Raw genomic sequence first — 21,670 nt, 5'->3', positions numbered from 1 at the left:
CCGGTTGGGAACCTCTGCTTTTATCCAACTACCGGGCGTTCAACCCCGGCAATTGCGTTTTTCAGAGACCAGTATCATCGTGGGATAGCTGATATCTATTTCAATATGGCTAAATTTTTGAAATCTGGCTTATAAATTCAGCGTTGTCTGATTGTTTACGATAGAAAACCGCTGGCTGACCAATCGGTGCGTCTATTTCAATCCATCCGCCTGTAAACGTTTCCCCAGTCCAAACGTGAACCCATTCGTCTTCAGGCAGGTACAATTTTTTAACAACTTCCCCTTGATTGTAGACTGGTGCGACGAGAATGTCACGCCCAAATAGGTATTGAAACTTAATTTCGTAAGCTTCCTGATCGTTCTCATAGTGCATGAATAAAGGTCTCTGGACTGGCATACCAACTTCAGAGTTTTCTTTAACAGCCGCTTTGATGTATGGCTTAAGGTGTTTAAAGATCTTCGTCATACGCGCAAGGTGGGCTAGAGTCTCTGGATCTGAGTCGAACTGGTGGTTGTCTCCAGGGCGATTTCCTCGTGGCTACGCATGATTGGTGTAAACGCTGCCATCTCTGCCCAGCGCTGGAATAGCTCTTTTGGTCGCTTACAACCGTGTAGAGTTGTGTAACCTCCAATATCAGAGTGGTGGATACCATTACCCATCAAACCAGATGAGAGCGCTGCTGGGATTACAGAAGCTAGACCGTCGTCAATACACCAGTCTACAAGCTGATCACCGCCCCAAAGGGTGTGACAGTATCCCTGAATACCTGTACCACCTGCGCGCATAAAGAACAGGATGTCATCTGTCTTGCCTGCTTCTTCAATCGCTTCGTGTTGTACTTTCGCCCAGCGGTAAGGCCATTTGTTGTGTTCGATCTCTGCACTAACGCCATTGCTCAGCGAACAGTCAGTTGGTAAGTACTCACCGAAGTCACCCATCCAGCCATCAAGGCCGAAGTCGATCATGTTCTTCTTGATAACGCCCTTGTACCATTCGCAAGCTTCAGGGTTAGTAAAGTCAACCACACCACAGTAGAACTCGCCAAAGTCTACAACGTATTTAGAACCATCTTCTTTAGTCGCCAGATAGCCGTTTGCTTCTGCTTCTTTGTATAGTGGGAAGTCTTCCAGTACATATGGGTTGATGTAGCCAAGGAAGCGAACACCTTCTTCTTTCAGCTCATGGATCTTAGTATCTAGGCCAGGGTATAGATCTTTGTTCCACTGCCAGTCCCATTGCAGACGCTTACCAAAGGAAGTCATCTTGATACCTTGCCAGTCTTGACACCACGCACCAGCAACCTCTACACCAGCGGCTTTCGCGTTTGCTACTTTGTCCAGCATGATCTCTGTGCCACCCTGGATACCCAGGATAACACCGTCCAGTACCCAGTCAGGTAGCTCTGGCTGGCGGCCAAATACGTCAGTAATGTTTTTCACAAGGGCAGGGAAGGACTCTTCAGCGTCAAAAAGGACGTACTCAGGGATGTCCCATGCCTGAAGTTCGTGGAAATCTGCGTTGGTGAAGTCGAAATCAGCATACGCCGTTGTTTCCAGGTGACAGAAGTACTTCTTATCAGAAACAAAAGTTGGCTGAGGGTAGTTGGTGTTGTAGTAGTCGCCGCCTGCTTTATCTTTAGTGTCAGCAAGGAAGGTAACATAAGAGTTCTTGTTACGGCCTACACCTGGCTCAGAAGACCATAGAGGGAAGTTTTTACCACGCAGGTTGAAGTATGTTAACTGCTCACCACAACCATATACTTTCTCTTCTTCTGTTGCGTTTATACGCATCCAGAAACGGTTGAATTTCTTATCGATTGCTTCAAATTCTGCTTTCAGGCGGCCTTCAGCGGTTTCGCCAACGGTCATTGCAATTGCTGGTTCACCGTCAAACTTAAAAGTCACAACAGTTTTGTCTTCAGCCTGTTCAACAGAGAACTTACGCATTGGCAGTCTTTCAGTCACGTAGTCGGTGATTTTGAAGTTACCACGATACATATCGTAGTTAGCGTCACCAACGCCTAAAAATAGTGAAGGGTTCTCTTCTGTATGGGTAAAAACAATTCTGTCTTTGTGTTTAATTACTAGTGAACTGTTGTCGTAGGATACGTTCATTTTTTAAAGCTCCACATAGGGTAAGTGGTTATTTATAAGTGATATTTGTGTGTGACCTTTCTCTGTCTTTGAGTAAGGTCAGGCAGAAATATACTTAGGTAGGATTTGTTTAACTTATGCGTTCCCACGCGGAGCGTGGGAACGAGGGTTAAACGCTTCCTGTAGAGGAAGCGCTAACTTACGACTTACTTGAACTGTACTGAGTAATCAGCAGCAATCTTAGTTTCACATGTCTTGATTTCGTTTTGGAAACGCTCAAGCCATGCTTTACCTTCGTCACCAGCTGTGCTTAGGAAATAATCTTTAACCGGAGCAGTTTTAGCCTGGAACTTCGCTTTTTCTTCTGCTGTTGGGTTGTAGATTGTACCGTCAGCTTTGCGGAACTCTTCGTAAGCAGAGAACTCACGGTGCTTAGGATATGCACGTAGGTACTGGTTCTGAGCATCGATACCGTCAACAAGTACTTGCTTCAGCTCGTTTGGCATAGACTTGAACTTCATGTCGTTGAATACCCAAGCACCACCCATGTATGCGTGACCATCAAGGATTAGGTAATTTAGGCTCTCGTGGAATTTGTTCTGTACGATATCAACGATGCCGTTCTTAGTACCATCTACTACGCCTGTGGAAAGTGCTGTGTAAACTTCTGGCCATGCGATAGGAGTTGGTGAACCGCCAAGTTCTTTAACAAGTTCTTGCTGGATCTTAGCTGGTACTGTACGTAGTTTCAGACCTTTAACATCATCTGGAGACATTACCTGCTTCTTAGTAGTCGCGATGTTACGCCAGCCACCAGAGTTAGATACCATCATCAGACGTACGTTTGGAGCGCGCTTGATAAGTTCGCCACGAACGTCACCTAAGAACTCTTCGTTGTCGTAAACACACTCAGCAACACGGTCGTTTGGCAGCATGTATGGAAGGTCAAACGCACCTACTGGTTTCCAGAAGTTAGCTAGCTCAGGGATAGTCGTCTGGAAGTAGTCAAACATACCTGCCTGTACCCCAGCGATACACTCTTTAGCGTTGCTACATAGCTGACCTGATGGGTAAATATCAACTTCGATAGCACCGTTAGAACGAGACTCAACATAGTTCTTAAACACTAACAATGACTGGTGGTTGTAGCTTTCCAGGTTTGACACGTGTGGCACAGTCAGCTTGTAATCCGCCGCGTTGGCTGCTGATGTTGCAAATAGGGCTGTAGTTGCAAGTGCCAGTAGTGATTTTTTCATGTTATGTTCCTTATAGTATTTTGCTTTATGTTTCACGATTTGTTTTGTAGTTTCACAAACTGTTTTGTAATAGTTACTGCATCACGCCTAACAGTTTCGGTAGGCCGATAACTAGATCAGGGAAGAACGAAATTAGGAAGATGATTAGGAACTCCACGATAATGAATGGAATAATCGCCTTCGAAATCTTCTGCAATGGCTGACCCGATACGCCCGACGCTACGAACAGCACCAGTCCCATCGGTGGGGTTGCCAGACCAATTGACAGGTTGATACACATCACCACACCAAAGTGCACTGGGTCGACGCCCGCATTGATCATGATTGGCGCGATGATAGGTGCGAAGATAAGAATCGCAGGACCTGCATCTAAGAACATGCCAACAATGAACAAGAACACGTTGATGATGAAGAACAGCATCAATGGATCACGAGTAATTCCGTTGAAGAACTCAGTCACCATGTTTGAGATACCAGAGAAGCTGATTGCCGAAGCAAATCCACTTGCCGCCGCTACGATGATCAATACCGCTGCTGCGTTCACTGCTACCTTAGTAAACAATACGTAAGTTGCTTTCAGGTCTGTTACTTTGATTACGTAAACCGACAGGAAGATAGCGTATGCCACCGCAACCGCAGCTGCTTCTGTTGGAGTAAAGATACCGCCGTAGATACCACCAAGAATGATAACTGGCGTAAGCAGTGGCAGAATCGCAAGCTTAAGGCTTTCACGACGATCCAACTTGCTCGCTCGTGGCAACGTTTGCACATCAGGGTATTTACGAATCTGTACGCGGTTAACAAGCATGAGGCCAAGACAGAAGATAAGACCCGGTACAATACCCGCGATAAACATTGCTGCAACCGAGGTGTTCATTACAAATGCGTACAGCAGCATCAGACCTGATGGTGGAATGATATTACCAATGATAGTTGCTGCCGCGGTTAGTGCCGCTGAGTAACTTGTGTCGTACTTAAACTTCTTCATCTCTGGTAACAACATGTTACCGATTGCTGATGTCGCTGCTACCGCTGAACCTGTAAGGGCACCAAACAGAGTCGAAGTCAGGATTACAACGTGTCCCAGACCACCGCTTAGGTGCTGAACGCGAGCCTGAGCAAATGCGATGATTCGAGGTGTGATACCACCACTCGACATACATTCACCTGCCAGCATAAAGAATGGCAGCGCGAGAAGAAGGAAGTTATCCAAACCAGAGTAAAGGCGCTGGTAAAGCATGTTAATGAACAGTACCTGATCGTTCTGGAAGAAGGTAATGATCGGAGCCAGACCCAGAGCGAATAGTACAGGCACACCAATAAGCAGGAATGCCATAAAGTAGAGAACGAAAATAGGAGAAACCATGATAAGACCTCTACTCTGCCGCTTGAGCAGCTACTTTCTTCTGCTCTTCATTAAAATAGATAAGCTTGTGCAGCGCACCAGCCAGTTTTTGCAGCGCAAACGAACAAGAAATCGCAAGCATCACCGGAGGTACTGCATATATCGTGTACATTGGAATAGGCAGGCTATCTGCCATCACTGAGCCAGTTTGGTAGAATGCGTAACCAAAATAAATCCAAACTGCAAACAGAAGTAGACTTGCAATGTGTGCGACTACCATCAGCAGCTCAAATACGCGAGTGCCTTTTAGCTTGTCTGTCACGAAGGTCATTGCGATGTTTTTATCATCAAGATAAATGATCGGTAGGCACAGGTAGGTCATGTAGATCATCAAAAAGCGCGACGATTCATCTGTCCAGCCAAGTGGTGTATTCAGAAGGTATCTGAATGCTACCTGGACGATGACGATCACTGTCATAACCAGCAGGAAGAAACCAGCTATATTGGCCGTCCAGCGAGCGATTGGCGCATTGACTGTGTTTAATGCTCTTTCTATTGCTTTCAGCATAGAATCACCAAAATAATTATTATCTGTATAGTTGTTTAAACAACACATTGTTCACTAAGTGCTATTGATAACCTAGTTACACAATTGGTTCTTTGAACCTATTCACAGCAGTGGACAATGTGTCGTTTTTTGTAGGGTTTATGTCACATAAATGACATTAAGCTTTGCCGTTTGAACCAAATAGACGAATTTTGTGTTTAACAACTTCCATCATTGAAGCGATACCAGAGTTGTTTGCATCCGCCAAAATTACATCTTCAGGATTTGCTTCCCAGTACGCTTTAACACCTGCAATAAAGCCCTGACGTAGCTCTGTATCAACGTTGATCTTAGCTACACCGCGCTTAACTGCTTCTACAACCTGGTCGTCTGGCACACCTGAACCACCGTGTAGCACGATAGGCTTCTTAACGGCTTCTTTGATTTCAGATAAACGATCGAACTTCAGTTCTGGTGTTGTTTTGTATACACCGTGAGCGGTACCGATAGAAACAGCTAAATAATCAACACCTGTACGCTCAGAGAAATCCAGAGCTTCTTCAACAGTAGTGACCATTGCATCTTTTTCATCAACGGTGATGTCATCTTCTGTACCACCGATCTTGCCGATTTCACCTTCAGCACCTAAACCTAGAGCGTTTGCTACTTCAACAACGGCTTTCGTGATGCGGATGTTGTCTTCAAACGGAAGCGCAGAACCATCAAACATCAGAGATTGGAAGTCGCGAGTTGCCGCTTCCATGCACTGCTCAAATTTACGGCTGTGGTCAAGGTGAATACAGATAGGTACTGTGATTTCATGGTGTTGAATAAGAGAATCAACGGCGTCACGTAGAGGCTTCATGCCCATTTCGTTGATAGCTTTCTGACCGATCTGAATCATGATTGGGGATTGCTCTTCCTGCGCTGCAAGAAGTACAGCTTTGATAGTTTCCAGGTTGTGAGCAGTGAATGCACCGATAGCGTAGCTGTTATCCCACGCTTCTTTGATCATAGTTTTACCGGACATGTAAGGCATTTTGAGTATTCCTCTTGATTTGTTTGTTACTGTAGAAATTACCAATAGAGTAAGATTATTTCTGTTAGTTATGTATCATTAATTACAAAAACTACCATAAATGGACAAAAGTGAGTGCTGGGGCACATCTTTTGGACAAAGTTTGTTGTTTGTTTTTGACTCAGGTATGCATTCCCACGTAGAGCATGGGAACGATCAAGAAACCCTCGTTCCCACGGTCCCTGTGGGAATGCAGACAGATCTCGAATATTTGAGAAGGCGCAGTATGTGTCGGGAACAATGAAGTAAGAACGTAAAGTGTTGAAACGTGTCAGAAAAGCATTCCCACGCATGTGCGTGGGAATGATAGAGATAGGTGCGTGAGAAGGTTTACTTCACATCCTGATCCAGAAGACCTGCAGCAACAGCCGGTGCCAGACCCGGAGTCAGAGGAAGGCGAGGAATCACCAGGCAGTGCATTAGGTGATAGATATCCTGCTTACCGTCCCAAACCACGCTTGTACCAGCCTGGTTGTTTACGTCTAGTTCCTGCCACCATGAGCAACCTTCATAGTCGATCAGGTAAGTACGACAGTAATCCCACCATGTCTGGTACCAGTCTTCGTACTTTTTCTCACCAGTTACAGCGTAAAGCGCATAAGCAGTACCGATAGCTTCTACTGGAGCCCAACGAATACGTTCACGAACAACAGGTTTACCGTCCCAGTCAACCGAGTAAACAAAACCAGGTGCGCCATCTACATACCATGCGTCACGTACCGTTGCATCGAATAGACCAATGGCATCTTCTAGCATCCACTCAGGTGCATCAGCGCCAATTTCTAGGAGCGTTGCACGTAGGTGACAGATCAAACGACCCCACTCAATCCAGTGACCAGGTGTACCGCCGTATGCACGGAAGTGACTTGCTGGTGTCTCTTTATTGTAGTCTGGTAGTGGATTCCAGTCTGAATCGAAGTGCTCATTTACACGATAGCTCAGGCCTTTTGCTGTCTTGTGAACCATGAATTCAGTAATGTTCAGTGCGCGGTCAAGCCACTTTTTGTCTTTAGTTACATCATAAACAATCAGGAATGCTTCCACAGAGTGCATTGCCATATTACCACCGCGGTAATCTTCTGTTTCAGTCCAGGCACGATCCCATGACTCGTAACACATCTGCTTCTCTTCAACCCAGAAGTGTTTCTCATAAACAGCGATAGCTTCTTCCAGAAGAGCTTGTGCGCGAGGGTGACCAGTAGTAACAGCACTTGCTGCGCCTAGCAGTGCGAATGCATGCTGGTAGCCTTGTTTAGACTCATCCATGATGCCTTCGCCTTCATTATCTATAGTAGCGAACCAACCGCCGTGCTCTTTGTCTTTTAGTGGGCCTTCAAGAGCAGTGATACCATGCTCAACCAGGTCCATTGCTCCAGGGCGACCCATCAACGCAGCCAGAGAGTAACAATGTAGCATTCTTGCTGTGATCCAAAGGCGTGTACCCATCTCTTCACGAACATTACCGTTGTTACCAATCCAGCCAAAGCCATTAGGTACAACAGCGTTTCTGCCAAATTCGAAGATGCGGTCTGTTTCGGTTTCTAACCAAGAAATATGGGATCGGGTATTAATCCACTTCATACATTGTTTCCTCTGGAATTATTGGATAATCGTCATTATTGTTTGTTGCGACTAAAATTATCAGTCTGTTCAGTTTATTTCTGTTAGTTATGTATCACTTTTCAACATAAATAAACAATAACGGACATTTTTGAGCGTTGGAGCACAATCTTTACTGGAAAATTAAGGCCTAAAAAAGCGCTCATGTGAGCGCTTGTTGTAAAACTTACTTCACTCCAAACCTGTGTATGGTCTTCTCTTCGAATACTTCGCCTGGATTCAGACGAACAGAAGGGAAGTGAGACTGGTTTGGACTGTCTGGGAAGTGCTGGGTTTCCAGGCACATTCCACCCCAGGATTCGTACTTAAAGCCATTACGACCAAACCACGGTTTGTTGGATAGCTTAAAACCGCTGTAGAACTGAACCGCAGGCTGAGTGGTTAGTACCGTCATAAAGCGTCCCGTTTTAGGATCGTACAGTTCTGCTGCGTAACCATAATCATCCTCTACATCGCGGTGATGGAGTATGTAGTTATGGTCGAAACCATCTTCTTCAAGCTTTTGTTTGTTTTCACCAATAACAGAAGAAGCGGTGAAATCCAGTCCAGTCCCGTTTACGGAAAGGATTTCACCAGTAGGAATCATGTTCTCTGCGACTGGCGTGTAGAAATCAGCAAACAGCTTCAGTTCATGGCCTTCAACAGAGCCAGAATCATGGCCACCAAGGTTGTAGTAACTGTGGTTGCATAGGTTCAAAACGGTTGGCTTGTCAGTGGTGGCTTTAAAGTTGTAATGAACCTGATTCGATTCATCCAAACCAATCGTATGAACAACGTTTAGTGTACCGCCATAACCAGATTCTCCATCTGGAGATACTCGGTTAAAATGAATGAAGATACCCGTTTCGGTTTCTTCTACCGAGTAGTTCCAGACATACTTGTCGAACCCTTTTGTACCGCCATGCAAATGTTGAGTCGTTGGGGGCTCATTGGTTTCAAGTTGGTAATTGATGCCATCGAGACTGTATTTGCCATCTTTGATGCGGTTTGCATAGCGACCAGCAATCGCACCAAAGAAAGGGTGTCCGACTAAGTATTTTTCCAGGCTTTCGTAGCCCAGAACGACATCAGCAAGTTCACAGTTGCGGTCTGGTGTTTCAATCGACGTCACTATGCAGCCATAGTTGGTGACCGAAAGCTTCATTCCACTCTGGTTTTCCAGCGTAAATAGCTGGACTGGTGTGTTCTGACCTTCTACTTCGCCCCATGGGGTAGTAGTGAGTTTCACGTTAATGCCTTTTTGTATTGAAGTTCTTATTTAATTTTAGGTTCAAGACCAGAGGTTACACGAAGTTGCTCTAGTACCGCCGTCCAGTCCTGACGACCACGACCTGCTGCGCGTGCAATGCTGTACATCTCACGAGATGCGGCGCCACAAGGCATTGGAACGTTAACCTGGTTTGCAAGGTCAAGGGCGATACCCAGGTCTTTATGTGCAAGGTCGATCATAAATGCAGGATCAAGGTTGCCAGCCAGTACTTTTCCTGGCCATGTTGTAGTGAAGTGTCCTTTACCAGCAGGCGTACCATTCATTACTTTCAGAGCAGCATCGAACTCCAGGCCAATTGCTTCAGCAAGTGTTGCGGCTTCAGCAGACAGCGCATTAAGTGCGATACTCATGTAGTTGTTGATGATTTTTACGCGAATGCCTTTACCCTGACCGCCGCAATCAACCGTTTCGTTACCCATGCAATCAAACAGAGGTTGAGCTTTTTCAATCTGCTCTTTAGTACCACCTGCCATGATTAGAAGTTCACCACGAATAGCGTGGTCTGAAGTACGACCAACCGGTGCTTCCATCATCTGGAATCCAGCATCAGCCATCTCTTTAACTAGAGCATCTGTTTCCATTGGATGAATAGTCGACATGTCGATATGAAGAGCATCTTTACTCATTGTTGTTGTAATGCCGTTTTCGCCAAACAGAGTTGCACGAACTAGTGCGCCATTTGGAAGCATAGTAACGATGAACTCAACGTCGTTTGCAGCTTCAGCTGGAGATATAGCGGCAGTTGCGCCTTGCTCAACAAGCTTAGATACAGCTTCTTCGTTAATATCGAAGACCTTAAGAGAGTTTCCGCCTTTGATAAGGTTTGCCGCCATTGGGCTGCCCATTTGTCCAAGACCGATAAAGCCGATAGTTGACATGAATTAATCCTTCTTAACGTATGATTTGGTTTGGTAGTGTCGCCAATATAACGATTTCTACAAATACAACCGTAATCGCTGTCACATTTTGTTGTTTTGTGTACATTTGGTGTTGTTTTGTGATTGTCATCTCATCCAAAAAGATGAATATTCATATAATGGAAACATAACCCTACATATACAAAAAGAGAATTAACTAATGGCAATAGCGTGTCTTGGAATTACCGTACTCGACAGAATCCAGCGAGTCGCTCAACTACCTACTACCGGCGGCAAGTTTGTTGCAACCGACTATTTTGAAGTTGGCGGTGGGCCAGCGGCAACGGCTTCAGTTGCTGTGGCTAGACTCGGAAAGGATGTTGATTTTATCGGACGTGTTGGTGGTGATTCTGTGGCAGACACTATGTTGTCTGAGTTATCTGGATACGGTGTTGGTGTAGACAATGCTGTTCATATATCTGAAGCGTCATCGGCTTTCTCTGCGGTGCTGGTGGATGATGAAGGTGAGCGCATGATCATCAACTACCAGGACAAGTCTCTAAGCCGAGATATTGAACCTCTTAAATCTGTTGATTTCTCTACATACGAAACCATTTTATGTGATGTACGATGGATAGAAGGTGCCAAATACGCGCTTGAACAGGCGAAAAAATTCGGTATTCCTTCTGTACTGGATGCCGATATTTGTCCGGATCCTATTGATGAGCTTGTAGAACTTTCCGATCATATTGCATTCTCAGAACCTGGTCTGGCTAAATTTAGTGCGACAGATGATCCAATTGAAGGTCTAAAAATCGCTCAGAAAAGGACAAAAGGGAAAGTATATGTTACTGTCGGCGCAAAGGGTTGCTACTGGTTAGAAGACGACGAACTGATGCATCAGCCGGGTAAAGTTGTTGATGTGGTGGATACTACAGGTGCTGGTGATGTTTTCCATGGAGCACTTGCTGTTGCGGTCGCTGAAGGAATGGAAACCCGTCAGGCAGTTATATTTTCAAATACAGTAGCAGCGATAAAATGCACCCGAAGAGGTGGCCGCGAAGGCATTCCTGACCGTGCAACGGTTGAAGCAGATATTGCAGATTAATAACAAATTTAAGCAAAGGTTATCATGACTAATCCAAGACAAGACAAACTATTACAATTAGTTATTGATAAAGGTTACTGTACCGTCGAAGAACTTGCAGAAATTCTGCAAGTTTCGACACAAACGATCAGAAGAGATATCAAGAAACTCAGCGACGAGCGCTTGTTAGTGCGTCACCACGGTGGTGCAAGTTCTCCTTCCAGTACAGTTAACCTTGATTACGAAATTCGTAAAGTCTCAGAAACTGAAGAAAAGAATGCTATCGGTGAACGCATTACTCAGATGATTCCCGATAACTCAACCGTGTTCCTGACGATAGGCACAACAACAGAAATCATAGCAACGCATCTTCTTAAGAAAAGCAATTTGCAGGTGATCACCAACTCGCTTCGGGTTGCAAATGTACTGCATAGCAATAAAAGCTTTGATGTGTTGATCCCAAGCGGAAAAATCAGAGCGAAGAATGGCGGAATTGTCGGTACTGAGGCTCTTGATTTTATTAATAACTTCCGTTTCGATTACATGATTACTAGTGCAGGCTCTATTGATGAAGATGGAACATTGCTTGAGTATGATCTTAACGAAACAGCCATTGCTCAGGCTGTAATGAAGTCCGCAAGGAATGTATTTGTGGCTCTGGACTCAACCAAATACACGCCTAAAGGTTCTATCGAACTGGGTAATATTAAGGATGCGACGGTGTTCTTCACCGACGAGCAACCACCAGAAGATATTCAGGATGTTCTGAATACCGGCAGTGTTAAAGTCGAAATTTGCAAATAACTAATCTTGATAAACGGCACTCACAGGGTGCCGTTTTGATTCCATGCTTCCCTTCTAATCAATAACTCATTTTTGGCGAATTATTTAGCTTTCTTTCTTCGTTAAATAGACCAAGTATAAAATATCTAAAAGTTTCATTGTTGAATAATTGTTTTGCTTTATCTTTTAGTTTAAACCGAATAATATACCGACCGTGCGGTTTATTTTGAGTTGAATTAGATTCGTGGCAGAAGAAAAACAAGGTACGAAACACCGATCCGAACAGGAAAGAAAGAATCAGATACTGGATTGTGCTCTGGATATCTTTCTTGAAAAAGGGTATTCGAGAACAACCATGAAAGACATAATGGTTGCAACTCAGCTTTCAAAAGGCGCGATATATCATTACTTTACAAGTAAGGAAGATATTTTTGTCTCTATTATCCATGGGGTGGGTGGACGTTTCGAGGAAGAGATAGAGAGCTTCAGGTCTGACGCTCAGCCATTCGATTTCCTCAGAGTGTTTATGTATGAAAACCTTGAATACATCGTAAAACTAAATCGCCTGAATATGGTTTGCCACGAAATGATGGAGAGCGAACTTGTTCAATCAAGCTTGAATAGCTGTCTGGATATGTATAAAAACGCCATTGCCGATGCGGTAAATAACTGCCCGGGCCGTACAAAAGAACTCAGTGTTGAAGAGCTAACAATAGCTGTTTTTCTTATGCTTGAGGGTTTGCTTTCGATGGCTGCTACTTCCAACACGTTTGATGTGCATACTGAGTTCGAGAAAGTGCTTAAAACGATTGAAGTTTTAACCCGTCGTTAACCGATGACCAGATAAAATAATAAGCTTAGCTTTGGGGAGAGCCATTAATGAAACATAAATCTTGTCCATTTTGCGGTAGCAATACATTGTCTATTGAATATCTTTATCCTGCATGGGGCGGGGATGAGAAAGAAGCACACGTTGTTTGTGATGAGTGTGCTGCGTCTTCTCCAATGTACATCTGGGACAATAGGGGGAAGTCGAGCGGTGCTGTTGAGAAGCGAGATTTAGACAGACAAGCCTAGCGGGCTAAGTTTGTCTGTCTCGAGTATATATTACAGGCTAGAATTCTATCTGGAAGACGGACGTCGTACCGCTAACTTCATTGCCCACCGCAAGATAGTGTTTTCCATTACGCTGGAAATAGTTGATAGACTCGGGGCCTAAATCTCCCGCACCAGGGTTGTATGCGCCATTATCACAATCACCATCATCGGTTTCAGTGCAAACATCTGTACCAAAGCTACGGTTGTTTGCAAATGTTACAAACTGACTTCTGCTTGGTTGAGTAACATCAAACACCATAATACCACCGTGTCTTTCTAGTCCAACAAATACATACTGTTGACCGTTTATACTTGCAGTTTCGATAGCTTCAGGTTCTGTTCCTTTGTCATCACTCCGGTCATCACCACTGTTGTTGTTATCGTTGGTACTATTGAAGTATTTACCATCGGAAGCAAAAGCCACTTTGCCTATTGTGTCACCACTATCGAAAATAAGGTTGCCTTTCTCGTCCCAGATAGAGAATGAACGAGCTCCATACGCGTAAACAGGCTCATCTTTTCTTACCATCTTATCGTTAACCACTTTAAGACGGCCTAGTGCCTTTTTGTCTTGAAGTTGTTCTGCAAGTGGGTGTTCGGGGGCGATTTTCAGCTTCTTACCGCGAGTCTCATCAACGTAAGCGATACAGAATCCTTCCTCGGTAAAGTATTTTTCGGTACCAGATAAATCATCCTCGTCCCAGTCAAAACCGCGTTCATTACATACACTCTGAGTGGTATCGAAGCCATACTCGCGGCCATCACCTTCATTAGCAGAGATTATATAAGACTGACCATTGATGGTGAAACTGTCTATCGTATCAGGCATATAGAGCCCTTCTAACATTGGATAGCTCTTGAAGTTCCCAATCTTCTTATCTTTGTTTGATGCATCTAATTCATACGTCGCCCAGGGTTTCCCGCCTAAACCATAGATGGACTCAACCCTCTTTGTCTCTAGATCAATCGCCGCTAGCGCGTTGTTTTCCTGAAGAGCAACGTAGAGCTTTCCGTTGTCTGTAAATGTCAGGTATTCTGGCTCGAGATCTTGAGCCACGCTTGCGTTAGGTCCGGAAATTCGAACGTTTGGGTCTAGTTCGTAATGACGAGCTTCGCCTTCATTGAACTCCTTGAAACCAATTTGATGCACTTTCCCGTTCATAACACTTTTTGATATATCGACAATAGTGATACTGCCTTCTGGATCGACGGTGTAATCACTGTTTGGCTCACCTTCGTTGGCTGTCGCGATGTACTTTCCATCTTTGGAGATACCAACCATATCGGGTAGCGCACCCGCAGGGTAAGTTGCAAGCAATTCAAGCGTATCAGACCGATATAGAGCAATAATGCCATCTTGTTGCTTTTCAGCGTTTTCTATAGCGACGGCGATCAGTCCATTGTGTGTAGCGACACTGTTTGCGGCACCGATAGGAACTCCAGCAGCGTTTCCGGCAGCTTCAAGGGCAATAGAGCCCGTATGCGCAGGCATCCCGCGTTCATCTAGTGATAACACGTCTACCCGGCTCGCTTGAGAATTGACTACATAAATCTTATCTGTACAGCTATCGTAGCTAACAATTTCTGCAGCTGAAGAATCAAATTCAGCGTCAGCGATGGACGTTCCGACGAGTTTTAGCCCTGAAATTTCTTTATCGGATTGCCCCGTAATAGGTGAAGCTTGGCATTTAATTCCCAGCTCTGTGTAACTGGAGTTATTTGTGGAGCAGGCGGTTAAAGCTACTACAGAAGCCAGAATCGCCAAATGAATTTTCTGAGTGATAGACATTGTCTTCCCTGTACTATTTTATTATCGATGAAATCGATTACTTTATTCGCAGTTTGTTACAGGTTATTGACTTTTTATTTGCATTAAATGATTGATAGTGGATTCAATTATTTGTGCCTTGCTTGCTTTCAATACGCAATCTTTCCAGTTCTTCTAGTACATCTGGCAGCGTCTCGACATTGGAAACAAAGCGGGAAAACTGCTCAATACCTTTCGACGCAATAGGTTGTAGGGTATCTCTATCGAAAAACTGAGAACTACCATCAGCCTTCGCTAATAGTTCATAGGCTCTATTAATGAAATAGTCATTTGATGCTTTATGAGTTGGACTAGGAGCTATCATCCCTATAGCACTATTAAGTTCTTCCTGAACTTGCGGTTCAGCTAGATACTCCATTAACGTTATAGCTCCCTCTTTATTTTGAGTGTTGTCAGGGATCATCCATACATTCGTAGGCGCTTCTTCATATACGGGGAGAGAGCTATCAATAATAGGGAAGCGAATCATTCCTATGTCGTCGTATAAAGAGGGAGGGATTTGTGAAGTCCAGAAGTTGCCCATAAGCATTATTCCACCTTTGTTCCGGTAGAGAAAAGGTAGCGCTTCTCGCCATGTTAGATTTTGATGTCCTGCCAGGAAGTAATTTTGTGTTGCCAGAGAACTCCATACCTCGAATACTTTAATGACCCTGTTATCTTTGTAGCTAACGTCCCCGTTCATGAGTTTTAGATGGAACTCTAACCCATTGAGTCTGAGGTTCAAGTAGTCAAACCATGCGGCAAGAGTCCAATGGTTTTTACTGCCCACTACAATAGGGGTTATTTGGTTCTCTTTCAGTTTGTTGCTGGTGGATATAAATTCCTCCCAGGTCGTTGGTGGTACGATACCTAAACGTTCAAAAAGAGACTTCTTATAATACATCGCCCACGGATAGTAATGTACGGGAAGGCCATACTTTTGGTCTTCAAACGAAACACTAGATTTTGCAGCAGTAGTGAAGCTTTCATCCCAATTATTGCTTTGCCATGTTTCGTCCAGATTTTTCACTAATCCTTGTTTTACAAAGCTACGTAATCTCTCTCCACCAAACCAATACATTATGTCGCTATGCTTGTCGGTCTGCAGCCAGTCTCCAATCTCAGACTTGTATTTTTCAGCTTCATAATTGGTTACTACAAGATTGATATTCGTGTGCTTTTGGGAAAATTGTTCAAATATGGTGTCATATGCTTCTCGTTGTGCGCCATTGAATGAAAGTAGAGATACACGTAGGTCTTGAGCAGAATAGGCGTGAAAAGAAGCAACTAAAAAAAGCAATGGAAGAGCTTTATTCATTAATATACTCAAAGGCTATGGTTTGATAATTTAATATTATAGCCATTTATCGGTCTCAGGCTGTACAACTTTAGGCGTTTTAAGTACGTAACAGTAGCCACATAAAGTTGCTGTTGATACGCTGAGAAAAACTCTTTGATTCAACTATGAGGGAATAAAATGAAATTCTGTCCGGACTGCGGAGCCGAAGCTCTGCAAACTAATTATCTACCTACAAAACAGTTTGTATGTTCCGAATGTAATTTCACACTGTTTCAGAATACGGCAGCGGCTGTTATGGTCGCAATAGTCTGTAAGGATGAAATACTAATTGCGATACGTGGCCGAGAGCCAGGCAAGGGGATGTGGGATCTTCCTGGAGGGTTTGTTGATCCGGATGAATCTCTCGAGCAGGCGGCGATAAGAGAGCTAAAAGAGGAGCTCAGTTTTTCGTTTGAGTCCCCGAAATATGTTGCTTCCAACCCTAATACTTATCTGTACAAAAACGTTGAATACAAAACTTTAGATGCATTCTTCCTGGTTGAACTCGACGAGAAACCTCACCTTGTCGCCGATGATGATGTTGAGTCCATCCAATGGACTAAACTAAAAGATATCGAGTTGGAAAACTTTGCGTTTGAGTCGGCAAAAAGGGCAATCGATAAACTTGTATCTCATTTGTCTTGTTAGATGTATGTCTTGAAGTTGTATTTGTTCCTCTATAAGAAGATGCTCTGCTAGCTGAATACGCATAATTTCCCTGTTTGTCTCTAATTTGTGTATTTGGGTTTCTGATTTATGCATTTACATGTGTTTAGTTTATTCTTTCCTGATTAACTTATTGTAAAGTATGAATTTATTTGTTCGTGTGTAAATGGTTTTCGAATGAATAATTGTGGTTTTTGGTGTTTGTATGGCAATTTGTTTATTTATGTATGGTACCAATTTAATACAAAAGTTTTCTGATTGTGAGATCTGTCACGGATGATTAGGACAAATTGGGTAACAATATAGTCATTGAGTGATTCATCTGTTGCTCATACGACTAGAGACGGAACAAAGGGGCAGAACATGAAAATCTTAGCTATTACTGCATGTACCGCCGGTGTGGCTCACACCTACATGGCGGCTAAGAATTTAGAAAACAAAGCTGCAGCACGCGGCTGGCAAATCAAGGTAGAAAAACAAGGTGCTAACGGTATCGATGGCCGTATCACTGCGCAAGACGTGGCAGAAGCTGACGGTATCATCTACGCAACAGATGTTGGTGTAGCGGAAATCGAACGCTTTGAAAGCCTTCCTTCAATTCAGGGTAAAGTTAAAGATGGCATCAAGAAAGCTGATGAAATGTTTGACGCTCTTGAAGCAAAAGTAAAAGCGGGTGGCGCGGCTCCTAAAGCAGCGGCTACAGCACCTTTTGAAGAAGCAACAGAAGAAAGCAACGACAACATCGTTGTTAAGTTCCTGAAAGATTGGTACAAAGGCGCACTATCAGGCGTATCTCACATCATTCCTCTTGTAATAATCGGTGGTCTTTGTGTAGGTCTACTTAACCTATTCTTTGGTTACGATTACACCCACCTTTATGATGAAGCTATCCTGACAGAGTACACTGGTAAAACTTACGCTGACCTAGGTATTCTTAATGCCGCTGAAGGTCTGAAAAACAGTGAAATCGGTGCAATCAAGAAAGAAGTTTATGCTGCAATAGGTACCGCTGAAGGTAAAGCGCAGTTCGAAACCTCTTTCCAGGGTATCGTCCACTTCATTTACTACAGTACGTTGAAAGCATTCAACCCACTACTGATCTGTGTTCTGGCAGCGTTTACTGCTTACGGCATGGTTGGTAAGCCAGGTCTTGCTCCGGGCTTTGTAGGTGGCTACGTTGCAGTAGGTGGCGGCTTCGGTAAGATCTCCATTATGACAGGTGGTTTCCTGGGTGGTCTGGTAGCAGGTGCAGCAGCAGCGTTGTTTGTAATGCTTGTCCGTAAGATTAAGGTTCCGGCAGTATTGGAATCCGTGAAGATGATTATCATCACTCCGCTTCTTGCAGGTGTGCTAACCATTATCTTCATGTACGTTGGTCCTGGTAAATTCTTCGCAGAACTGAACTCTGGTCTGGTTGAGTGGCTAACATCAATGGGTACAAACAACCTACTGATTCTTGGCTTCATCCTTGGTGCAATGGCATGTTTCGACATGGGTGGCCCTGTAAACAAAGCGGCTTACATGTTCTGTATCGGTGTGGGTACAAGTGGTAGCTTCGACGGTGATGCATCTATCTTCTACGCAGCGTTTACTGCAGCGAAATGTATCCCAGGTATGTCTCTAGGTATCATGGCATTCCTATTCAAGCGTTACTTCGACGAGGAAGACCGTCTGGCTGGTCCTTCAACAGCAATCCTGGGCTTCTGTGGTATCACTGAAGGTGCAATCCCTTACGCTGTTAAAGACCCAATGCGTATCATCCCGGCTCACATGATTGGTGGTGGTGTAGCAGCAGGCCTGATTCTTTCATCTAAGATTACAATCGGTACAGTTGCAGGTGGTGCGGTGTTCATGCTACCAGTAATAAGCCAGCCTCTAACATGGCTAACATACTTCGTAATCGGTATCGCAGTATCAATGGCAATCACGATTGGTCTGAAGATGATGAACAAAGAGAGCAAGACTGCAGCAACAAAAGCACAAGCTTAATTAAGTTCTCGAACTAAAAACTAAAAAAGAGATGTCGAAAGGCATCTTTTTTTTAACCTATCCATGGAGCCTGATTCGGTTCTTTTCATACTTTTAGGCATACCATATTTAGTTATACTCTGGTCATAACATTATATTGGAGTTATGATGTGGAAGGTATTGATGTTTTACTGAGTATGCACGGTGAACAAGTACATAGGGATGATGGTTACTGGTGGAAAATAGAAGCTTGGAGCGTCCCACCTACAAAAGAGCGTCCTCACGGTATTCGCTATAATTTAACTCTGCATAACAAGTTTAATAAAAGGATATTTGGGCATGATAATGCTCATGCGGTAAAGCCACCGAAGAGTAAAAGATTTAGTGGTAAACGCTATGAGTACGATCACTTGCATAAATCGGCGATAGACCATGGTACACCATATGAATTTTCTGACTGTTATTCGTTGCTTCAGGATTTCTTTGAGGGTGTAGACAGAACCATTGCAGCAATAGAAGGTAGGTAATATGAAAGCAAGAATTGGTATTATGTCTGAAAAGTTGATTCGCGTTCGGTTACTGGCGATTGCACAAGGTAAGTACAAGCCACAAACAGGTGAACCTAAAGTTTGGTACACCTCGATTAATGCTATTTCACAAATCCTTCGGCCAGAAAATATTGATCTTCTTCGTTTAATAGACTCAGAGAGACCGGAAAGTTTAACTCAGTTATCAGAGTTAACGGGTAGGGCAAAATCCAACTTATCCAACACACTCAAAATATTGAGTGAGAAAGGGTTTGTTAGGTTGGAGCAGGGAAGGGGCAAAGCTGTCAAACCAGTCGCGTTATATACTGACTTTGAAATTGTGACTGACTCTGAACTCGAATATTATCTGTTGCAACTATCTGTGGAACCATCAGTGGCTTAGATTTTATAAGAGATGCTTTTCATAGAATGTTACTACGGCATCATGATTATTAATGCCGTAGCTCTCTAGGTTGTATGTTAGCAATGCTATTGTTGAATAAGCTTCGGCCAGTTCTTATCACCAGTTGCAATAAAGCCCGGTACATCTTTTAGCCAGCGGTTTTGTATATCTGCGTTGTAGTTAAGGTATAGCTTTCCGTCTACAATCTTCCACTGCTCAGGATCCCCGGGTGCAAAATCACTTTTTCTGCAATTGCCCAGGCGCAGTAACCGCCGTATTGAGGAGCAAAAGCTTCTGGGTCTGCTGTGAATTTGTCTAGGTTTTCCTTAGAGGCAAAATACCAGTCTGCCCCCATGTATTCTGTTTTGAACTCTTTAGAGCCCTTAACTGGTTTTCCTTCAGTAAAATAAGCAACGGTATCGTAGCCATCTACTGCCTTATTACTAAATATGCCTGTGTATACCGGGTCTTCTGCGTGAGCACTAAGAGAGAACATCAACTGGCTTAAAGCCAGGGTAATAAGCATAACAATCTTTTTCATAACAAAATCTCCTGAGTCGGTATTCATAAGGAAAGGCCAACTCACGGAAATCTTTCAGATTATTTGTGTTTTATTTCAGAGACACCTGAACCATCTTTTCAGTGTGGCGACGTTTAAGCTGTTTATGCTGATAGGGATTTTGCAGGCATGGTGCCCCTTCCTGATAACTCATGCTTACATTGTCATAAGACACTTTGATCAAGGTGAAGCTTACTGTATGAGCGTCTTCTCTATGCATACAGGGCGATAAATGTCCCTGTTCCGGATGATGACTGTGGTGAAATGCTAGGCGTGATTCTACAGTATCTCCTTCTGCCTGATAGGTGTGAAACAGCTCACTGCGTGTGTGATGAACAGTTTCGGCATCGACGGCACTTGAGATCATCGGTGGCTGGGCAAGAAATTCAATGATGCTGTTCCCATCCCAGCGAAGCGCCTTCACGTGTCCATTATGCTTGCTCAATGCACTGTCGAAAACCATAAAAGTAAAAGGTGCATACTTTGAAAAATCGATCTGAGTGAACTCTTTAATCAGTGATTCGCTGCTTTGATGAGAAGAGAAATTCTTAACAAGCTGTCCTCGACTTATCAGTTCACCTTTAGGAACCTCTCCCTGATAGTAGTTAAGTAGGCAGACAGCCAGACCAAACTCATTGACCGCAATCCAACTACCGCCACCTTGTGGATCAACAGGCATCAGGAAGCTAGCATGGTTGTTGTCCGGGTCAATATCGAATAACTGTGGAGGGGTTGCCAGAACTCTTCCTACCTGTTCGTCACGATTAAAAAATAGCTGGAAACCGTCTTCCTCAAGAAGCCATGATGCTGTACACATTATGCTTGTTTCCTTAGATAAGTTGCTGTAGCAGGTGCGTAACCGAATCGTTCGTCAGTATCCAGTTTAAGATGCTTTGCGATGACATTAATTAATGCAAAGTGATGGATAGTATGACTGCCAACAAACAGTAGTTCACGTTGAAGAGTTGAAGTCATTTCACAAACTTGCTGGGTAGAAATCGAGGCTTCAGAAAGAATAATAACGTTTCGGTTTAATTCGGACTCGCTTAGTTTTGTCAGCCAGATTTTTATCTCGGTTAACTCTTTGATGCCGACCATACGTTCGCGTTCTACATGAGCGCCACGTCTGCGATGATCGTAATCGATGACTCCGGTTTCTGACTCATTAATTACAGCGTGATAGAGATCTAAGATATGTCTTAAATGTTCCCCCATAGAACTGTCTACGTAAGGTTTAGCCTTGTACACGTAGTTTTCATTGGATAGAACAGAGAAAAGCTCCAGTCCCTGGTCAATTGCTTCAATATTTCCCGATATCGATGGGCATAGATGCATAGGTGGTTGTGTTGTCATTATTCTTCTCCGC

21 protein-coding genes and 1 pseudogene are annotated in these 21,670 nt (G+C 43.8%); 8 read left to right on the top strand and 14 right to left on the bottom strand.

What is annotated here, in order from left to right; genetic code table 11:
* Positions 1-109: 109 nt before the first annotated feature.
* The 9 genes from P7F88_RS07560 to yihU form a co-directional block, all read right to left on the bottom strand.
* Entirely contained in the window at positions 110-466 is a 357-nt protein-coding gene (locus tag P7F88_RS07560) for a TIM-barrel domain-containing protein (RefSeq protein WP_277823353.1), read from the bottom strand.
* A gap of 14 nt (positions 467-480) precedes the next feature.
* Complete coding sequence (locus P7F88_RS07555) at positions 481-2,115, bottom strand: alpha-glucosidase (protein WP_277823351.1); 1,635 nt, start codon at positions 2,113-2,115, stop codon at positions 481-483.
* Between the two features lie 185 nt (positions 2,116-2,300).
* Positions 2,301-3,350, bottom strand: coding sequence for a TRAP transporter substrate-binding protein (locus tag P7F88_RS07550; protein WP_277823349.1), 1,050 nt, complete (start codon positions 3,348-3,350; stop codon positions 2,301-2,303).
* A 73-nt stretch (positions 3,351-3,423) separates the two neighbouring features.
* Positions 3,424-4,716 (bottom strand): TRAP transporter large permease, encoded by a 1,293-nt coding sequence (locus tag P7F88_RS07545; protein WP_277823347.1) that lies wholly within the window; start codon positions 4,714-4,716, stop codon positions 3,424-3,426.
* Between the two features lie 10 nt (positions 4,717-4,726).
* Positions 4,727-5,263 (bottom strand): TRAP transporter small permease, encoded by a 537-nt coding sequence (locus tag P7F88_RS07540; RefSeq protein WP_277823345.1) that lies wholly within the window; start codon positions 5,261-5,263, stop codon positions 4,727-4,729.
* Positions 5,264-5,420: 157 nt separating this feature from the next.
* Positions 5,421-6,281: a class II fructose-bisphosphate aldolase gene (locus tag P7F88_RS07535; protein WP_277823343.1), complete on the bottom strand. Its 861-nt coding sequence runs from the start codon at positions 6,279-6,281 to the stop codon at positions 5,421-5,423.
* Between the two features lie 369 nt (positions 6,282-6,650).
* Complete coding sequence (locus P7F88_RS07530) at positions 6,651-7,901, bottom strand: AGE family epimerase/isomerase (RefSeq protein ID WP_277823341.1); 1,251 nt, start codon at positions 7,899-7,901, stop codon at positions 6,651-6,653.
* A 205-nt stretch (positions 7,902-8,106) separates the two neighbouring features.
* On the bottom strand, positions 8,107-9,168 hold the full coding sequence (locus P7F88_RS07525; RefSeq protein WP_277823339.1) for an aldose epimerase family protein: 1,062 nt from the start codon (positions 9,166-9,168) through the stop codon (positions 8,107-8,109).
* Between the two features lie 26 nt (positions 9,169-9,194).
* Positions 9,195-10,088: a sulfolactaldehyde 3-reductase gene (gene yihU / locus P7F88_RS07520; RefSeq protein WP_277823337.1), complete on the bottom strand. Its 894-nt coding sequence runs from the start codon at positions 10,086-10,088 to the stop codon at positions 9,195-9,197.
* Positions 10,089-10,287: 199 nt separating this feature from the next.
* Here yihU and P7F88_RS07515 point away from each other — a divergent pair, with 199 nt between their 5' ends.
* The 4 genes from P7F88_RS07515 (at position 10,288) to P7F88_RS07500 (ending at position 13,014) form a co-directional block, all read left to right on the top strand.
* A complete protein-coding gene (locus P7F88_RS07515; RefSeq protein ID WP_277823335.1) occupies positions 10,288-11,175 on the top strand; it encodes a PfkB family carbohydrate kinase in 888 nt (295 codons plus the stop codon).
* A gap of 24 nt (positions 11,176-11,199) precedes the next feature.
* On the top strand, positions 11,200-11,958 hold the full coding sequence (locus tag P7F88_RS07510) for a DeoR/GlpR family DNA-binding transcription regulator (RefSeq protein ID WP_277823333.1): 759 nt from the start codon (positions 11,200-11,202) through the stop codon (positions 11,956-11,958).
* A gap of 223 nt (positions 11,959-12,181) precedes the next feature.
* Positions 12,182-12,769, top strand: coding sequence for a TetR/AcrR family transcriptional regulator (locus P7F88_RS07505; RefSeq protein ID WP_277823331.1), 588 nt, complete (start codon positions 12,182-12,184; stop codon positions 12,767-12,769).
* 47 nt (positions 12,770-12,816) lie between these two features.
* Positions 12,817-13,014 (top strand): Lar family restriction alleviation protein, encoded by a 198-nt coding sequence (locus tag P7F88_RS07500; RefSeq protein ID WP_277823329.1) that lies wholly within the window; start codon positions 12,817-12,819, stop codon positions 13,012-13,014.
* A gap of 37 nt (positions 13,015-13,051) precedes the next feature.
* On the opposite strand, the gene P7F88_RS07495 is transcribed toward P7F88_RS07500, so the two are convergent.
* Together P7F88_RS07495 and P7F88_RS07490 are read right to left on the bottom strand one after the other, a co-directional pair.
* Positions 13,052-14,824 carry a choice-of-anchor I family protein gene (locus P7F88_RS07495; RefSeq protein ID WP_277823327.1) on the bottom strand — a complete coding sequence of 591 codons (1,773 nt, stop codon included), beginning with the start codon at positions 14,822-14,824 and terminating at the stop codon, positions 13,052-13,054.
* Positions 14,825-14,927: 103 nt separating this feature from the next.
* Positions 14,928-16,160 carry an ABC transporter substrate-binding protein gene (locus P7F88_RS07490; protein ID WP_277823325.1) on the bottom strand — a complete coding sequence of 411 codons (1,233 nt, stop codon included), beginning with the start codon at positions 16,158-16,160 and terminating at the stop codon, positions 14,928-14,930.
* A gap of 159 nt (positions 16,161-16,319) precedes the next feature.
* Between P7F88_RS07490 and P7F88_RS07485 the strand changes: the two genes are divergently transcribed.
* The 4 genes from P7F88_RS07485 to P7F88_RS07470 all read left to right on the top strand — a co-directional run bounded on the left by P7F88_RS07485 (position 16,320) and on the right by P7F88_RS07470 (position 19,745).
* Positions 16,320-16,829, top strand: a complete 510-nt coding sequence (locus tag P7F88_RS07485) for an NUDIX hydrolase (RefSeq protein WP_277823323.1) — start codon at positions 16,320-16,322, stop codon at positions 16,827-16,829.
* 381 nt (positions 16,830-17,210) lie between these two features.
* The gene (locus tag P7F88_RS07480; RefSeq protein ID WP_277823321.1) at positions 17,211-18,836 is read left to right on the top strand and encodes a PTS fructose transporter subunit IIC; all 1,626 of its coding nucleotides are present in this window, start codon (positions 17,211-17,213) and stop codon (positions 18,834-18,836) included.
* 149 nt (positions 18,837-18,985) lie between these two features.
* Positions 18,986-19,342, top strand: coding sequence for a toxin-antitoxin system TumE family protein (locus P7F88_RS07475; protein WP_277823319.1), 357 nt, complete (start codon positions 18,986-18,988; stop codon positions 19,340-19,342).
* A gap of 1 nt (position 19,343) precedes the next feature.
* Positions 19,344-19,745: an HVO_A0114 family putative DNA-binding protein gene (locus tag P7F88_RS07470; RefSeq protein ID WP_277823317.1), complete on the top strand. Its 402-nt coding sequence runs from the start codon at positions 19,344-19,346 to the stop codon at positions 19,743-19,745.
* Between the two features lie 86 nt (positions 19,746-19,831).
* On the opposite strand, the pseudogene P7F88_RS07465 reads toward P7F88_RS07470, so the two are convergent.
* From P7F88_RS07465 to P7F88_RS07455, 3 genes and pseudogenes are all read right to left on the bottom strand, one after another.
* Positions 19,832-20,286: pseudogene (locus P7F88_RS07465) on the bottom strand (YHS domain-containing (seleno)protein).
* Between the two features lie 70 nt (positions 20,287-20,356).
* On the bottom strand, positions 20,357-21,121 hold the full coding sequence (locus P7F88_RS07460) for an NRDE family protein (RefSeq protein WP_277823315.1): 765 nt from the start codon (positions 21,119-21,121) through the stop codon (positions 20,357-20,359).
* A complete protein-coding gene (locus P7F88_RS07455) occupies positions 21,121-21,657 on the bottom strand; it encodes a DinB family protein (protein WP_277823313.1) in 537 nt (178 codons plus the stop codon). The genes P7F88_RS07460 and P7F88_RS07455 overlap by 1 nt, the downstream gene beginning before the upstream one ends.
* Between the last annotated feature and the right edge of the window lie 13 nt (positions 21,658-21,670).

The sequence above is a fragment of the Vibrio hannami genome (assembly GCF_029589055.1).
GTDB classification, from domain to species: domain Bacteria; phylum Pseudomonadota; class Gammaproteobacteria; order Enterobacterales; family Vibrionaceae; genus Vibrio; species Vibrio hannami.
This window is presented reverse-complemented; position numbering and strand designations above follow the sequence as displayed.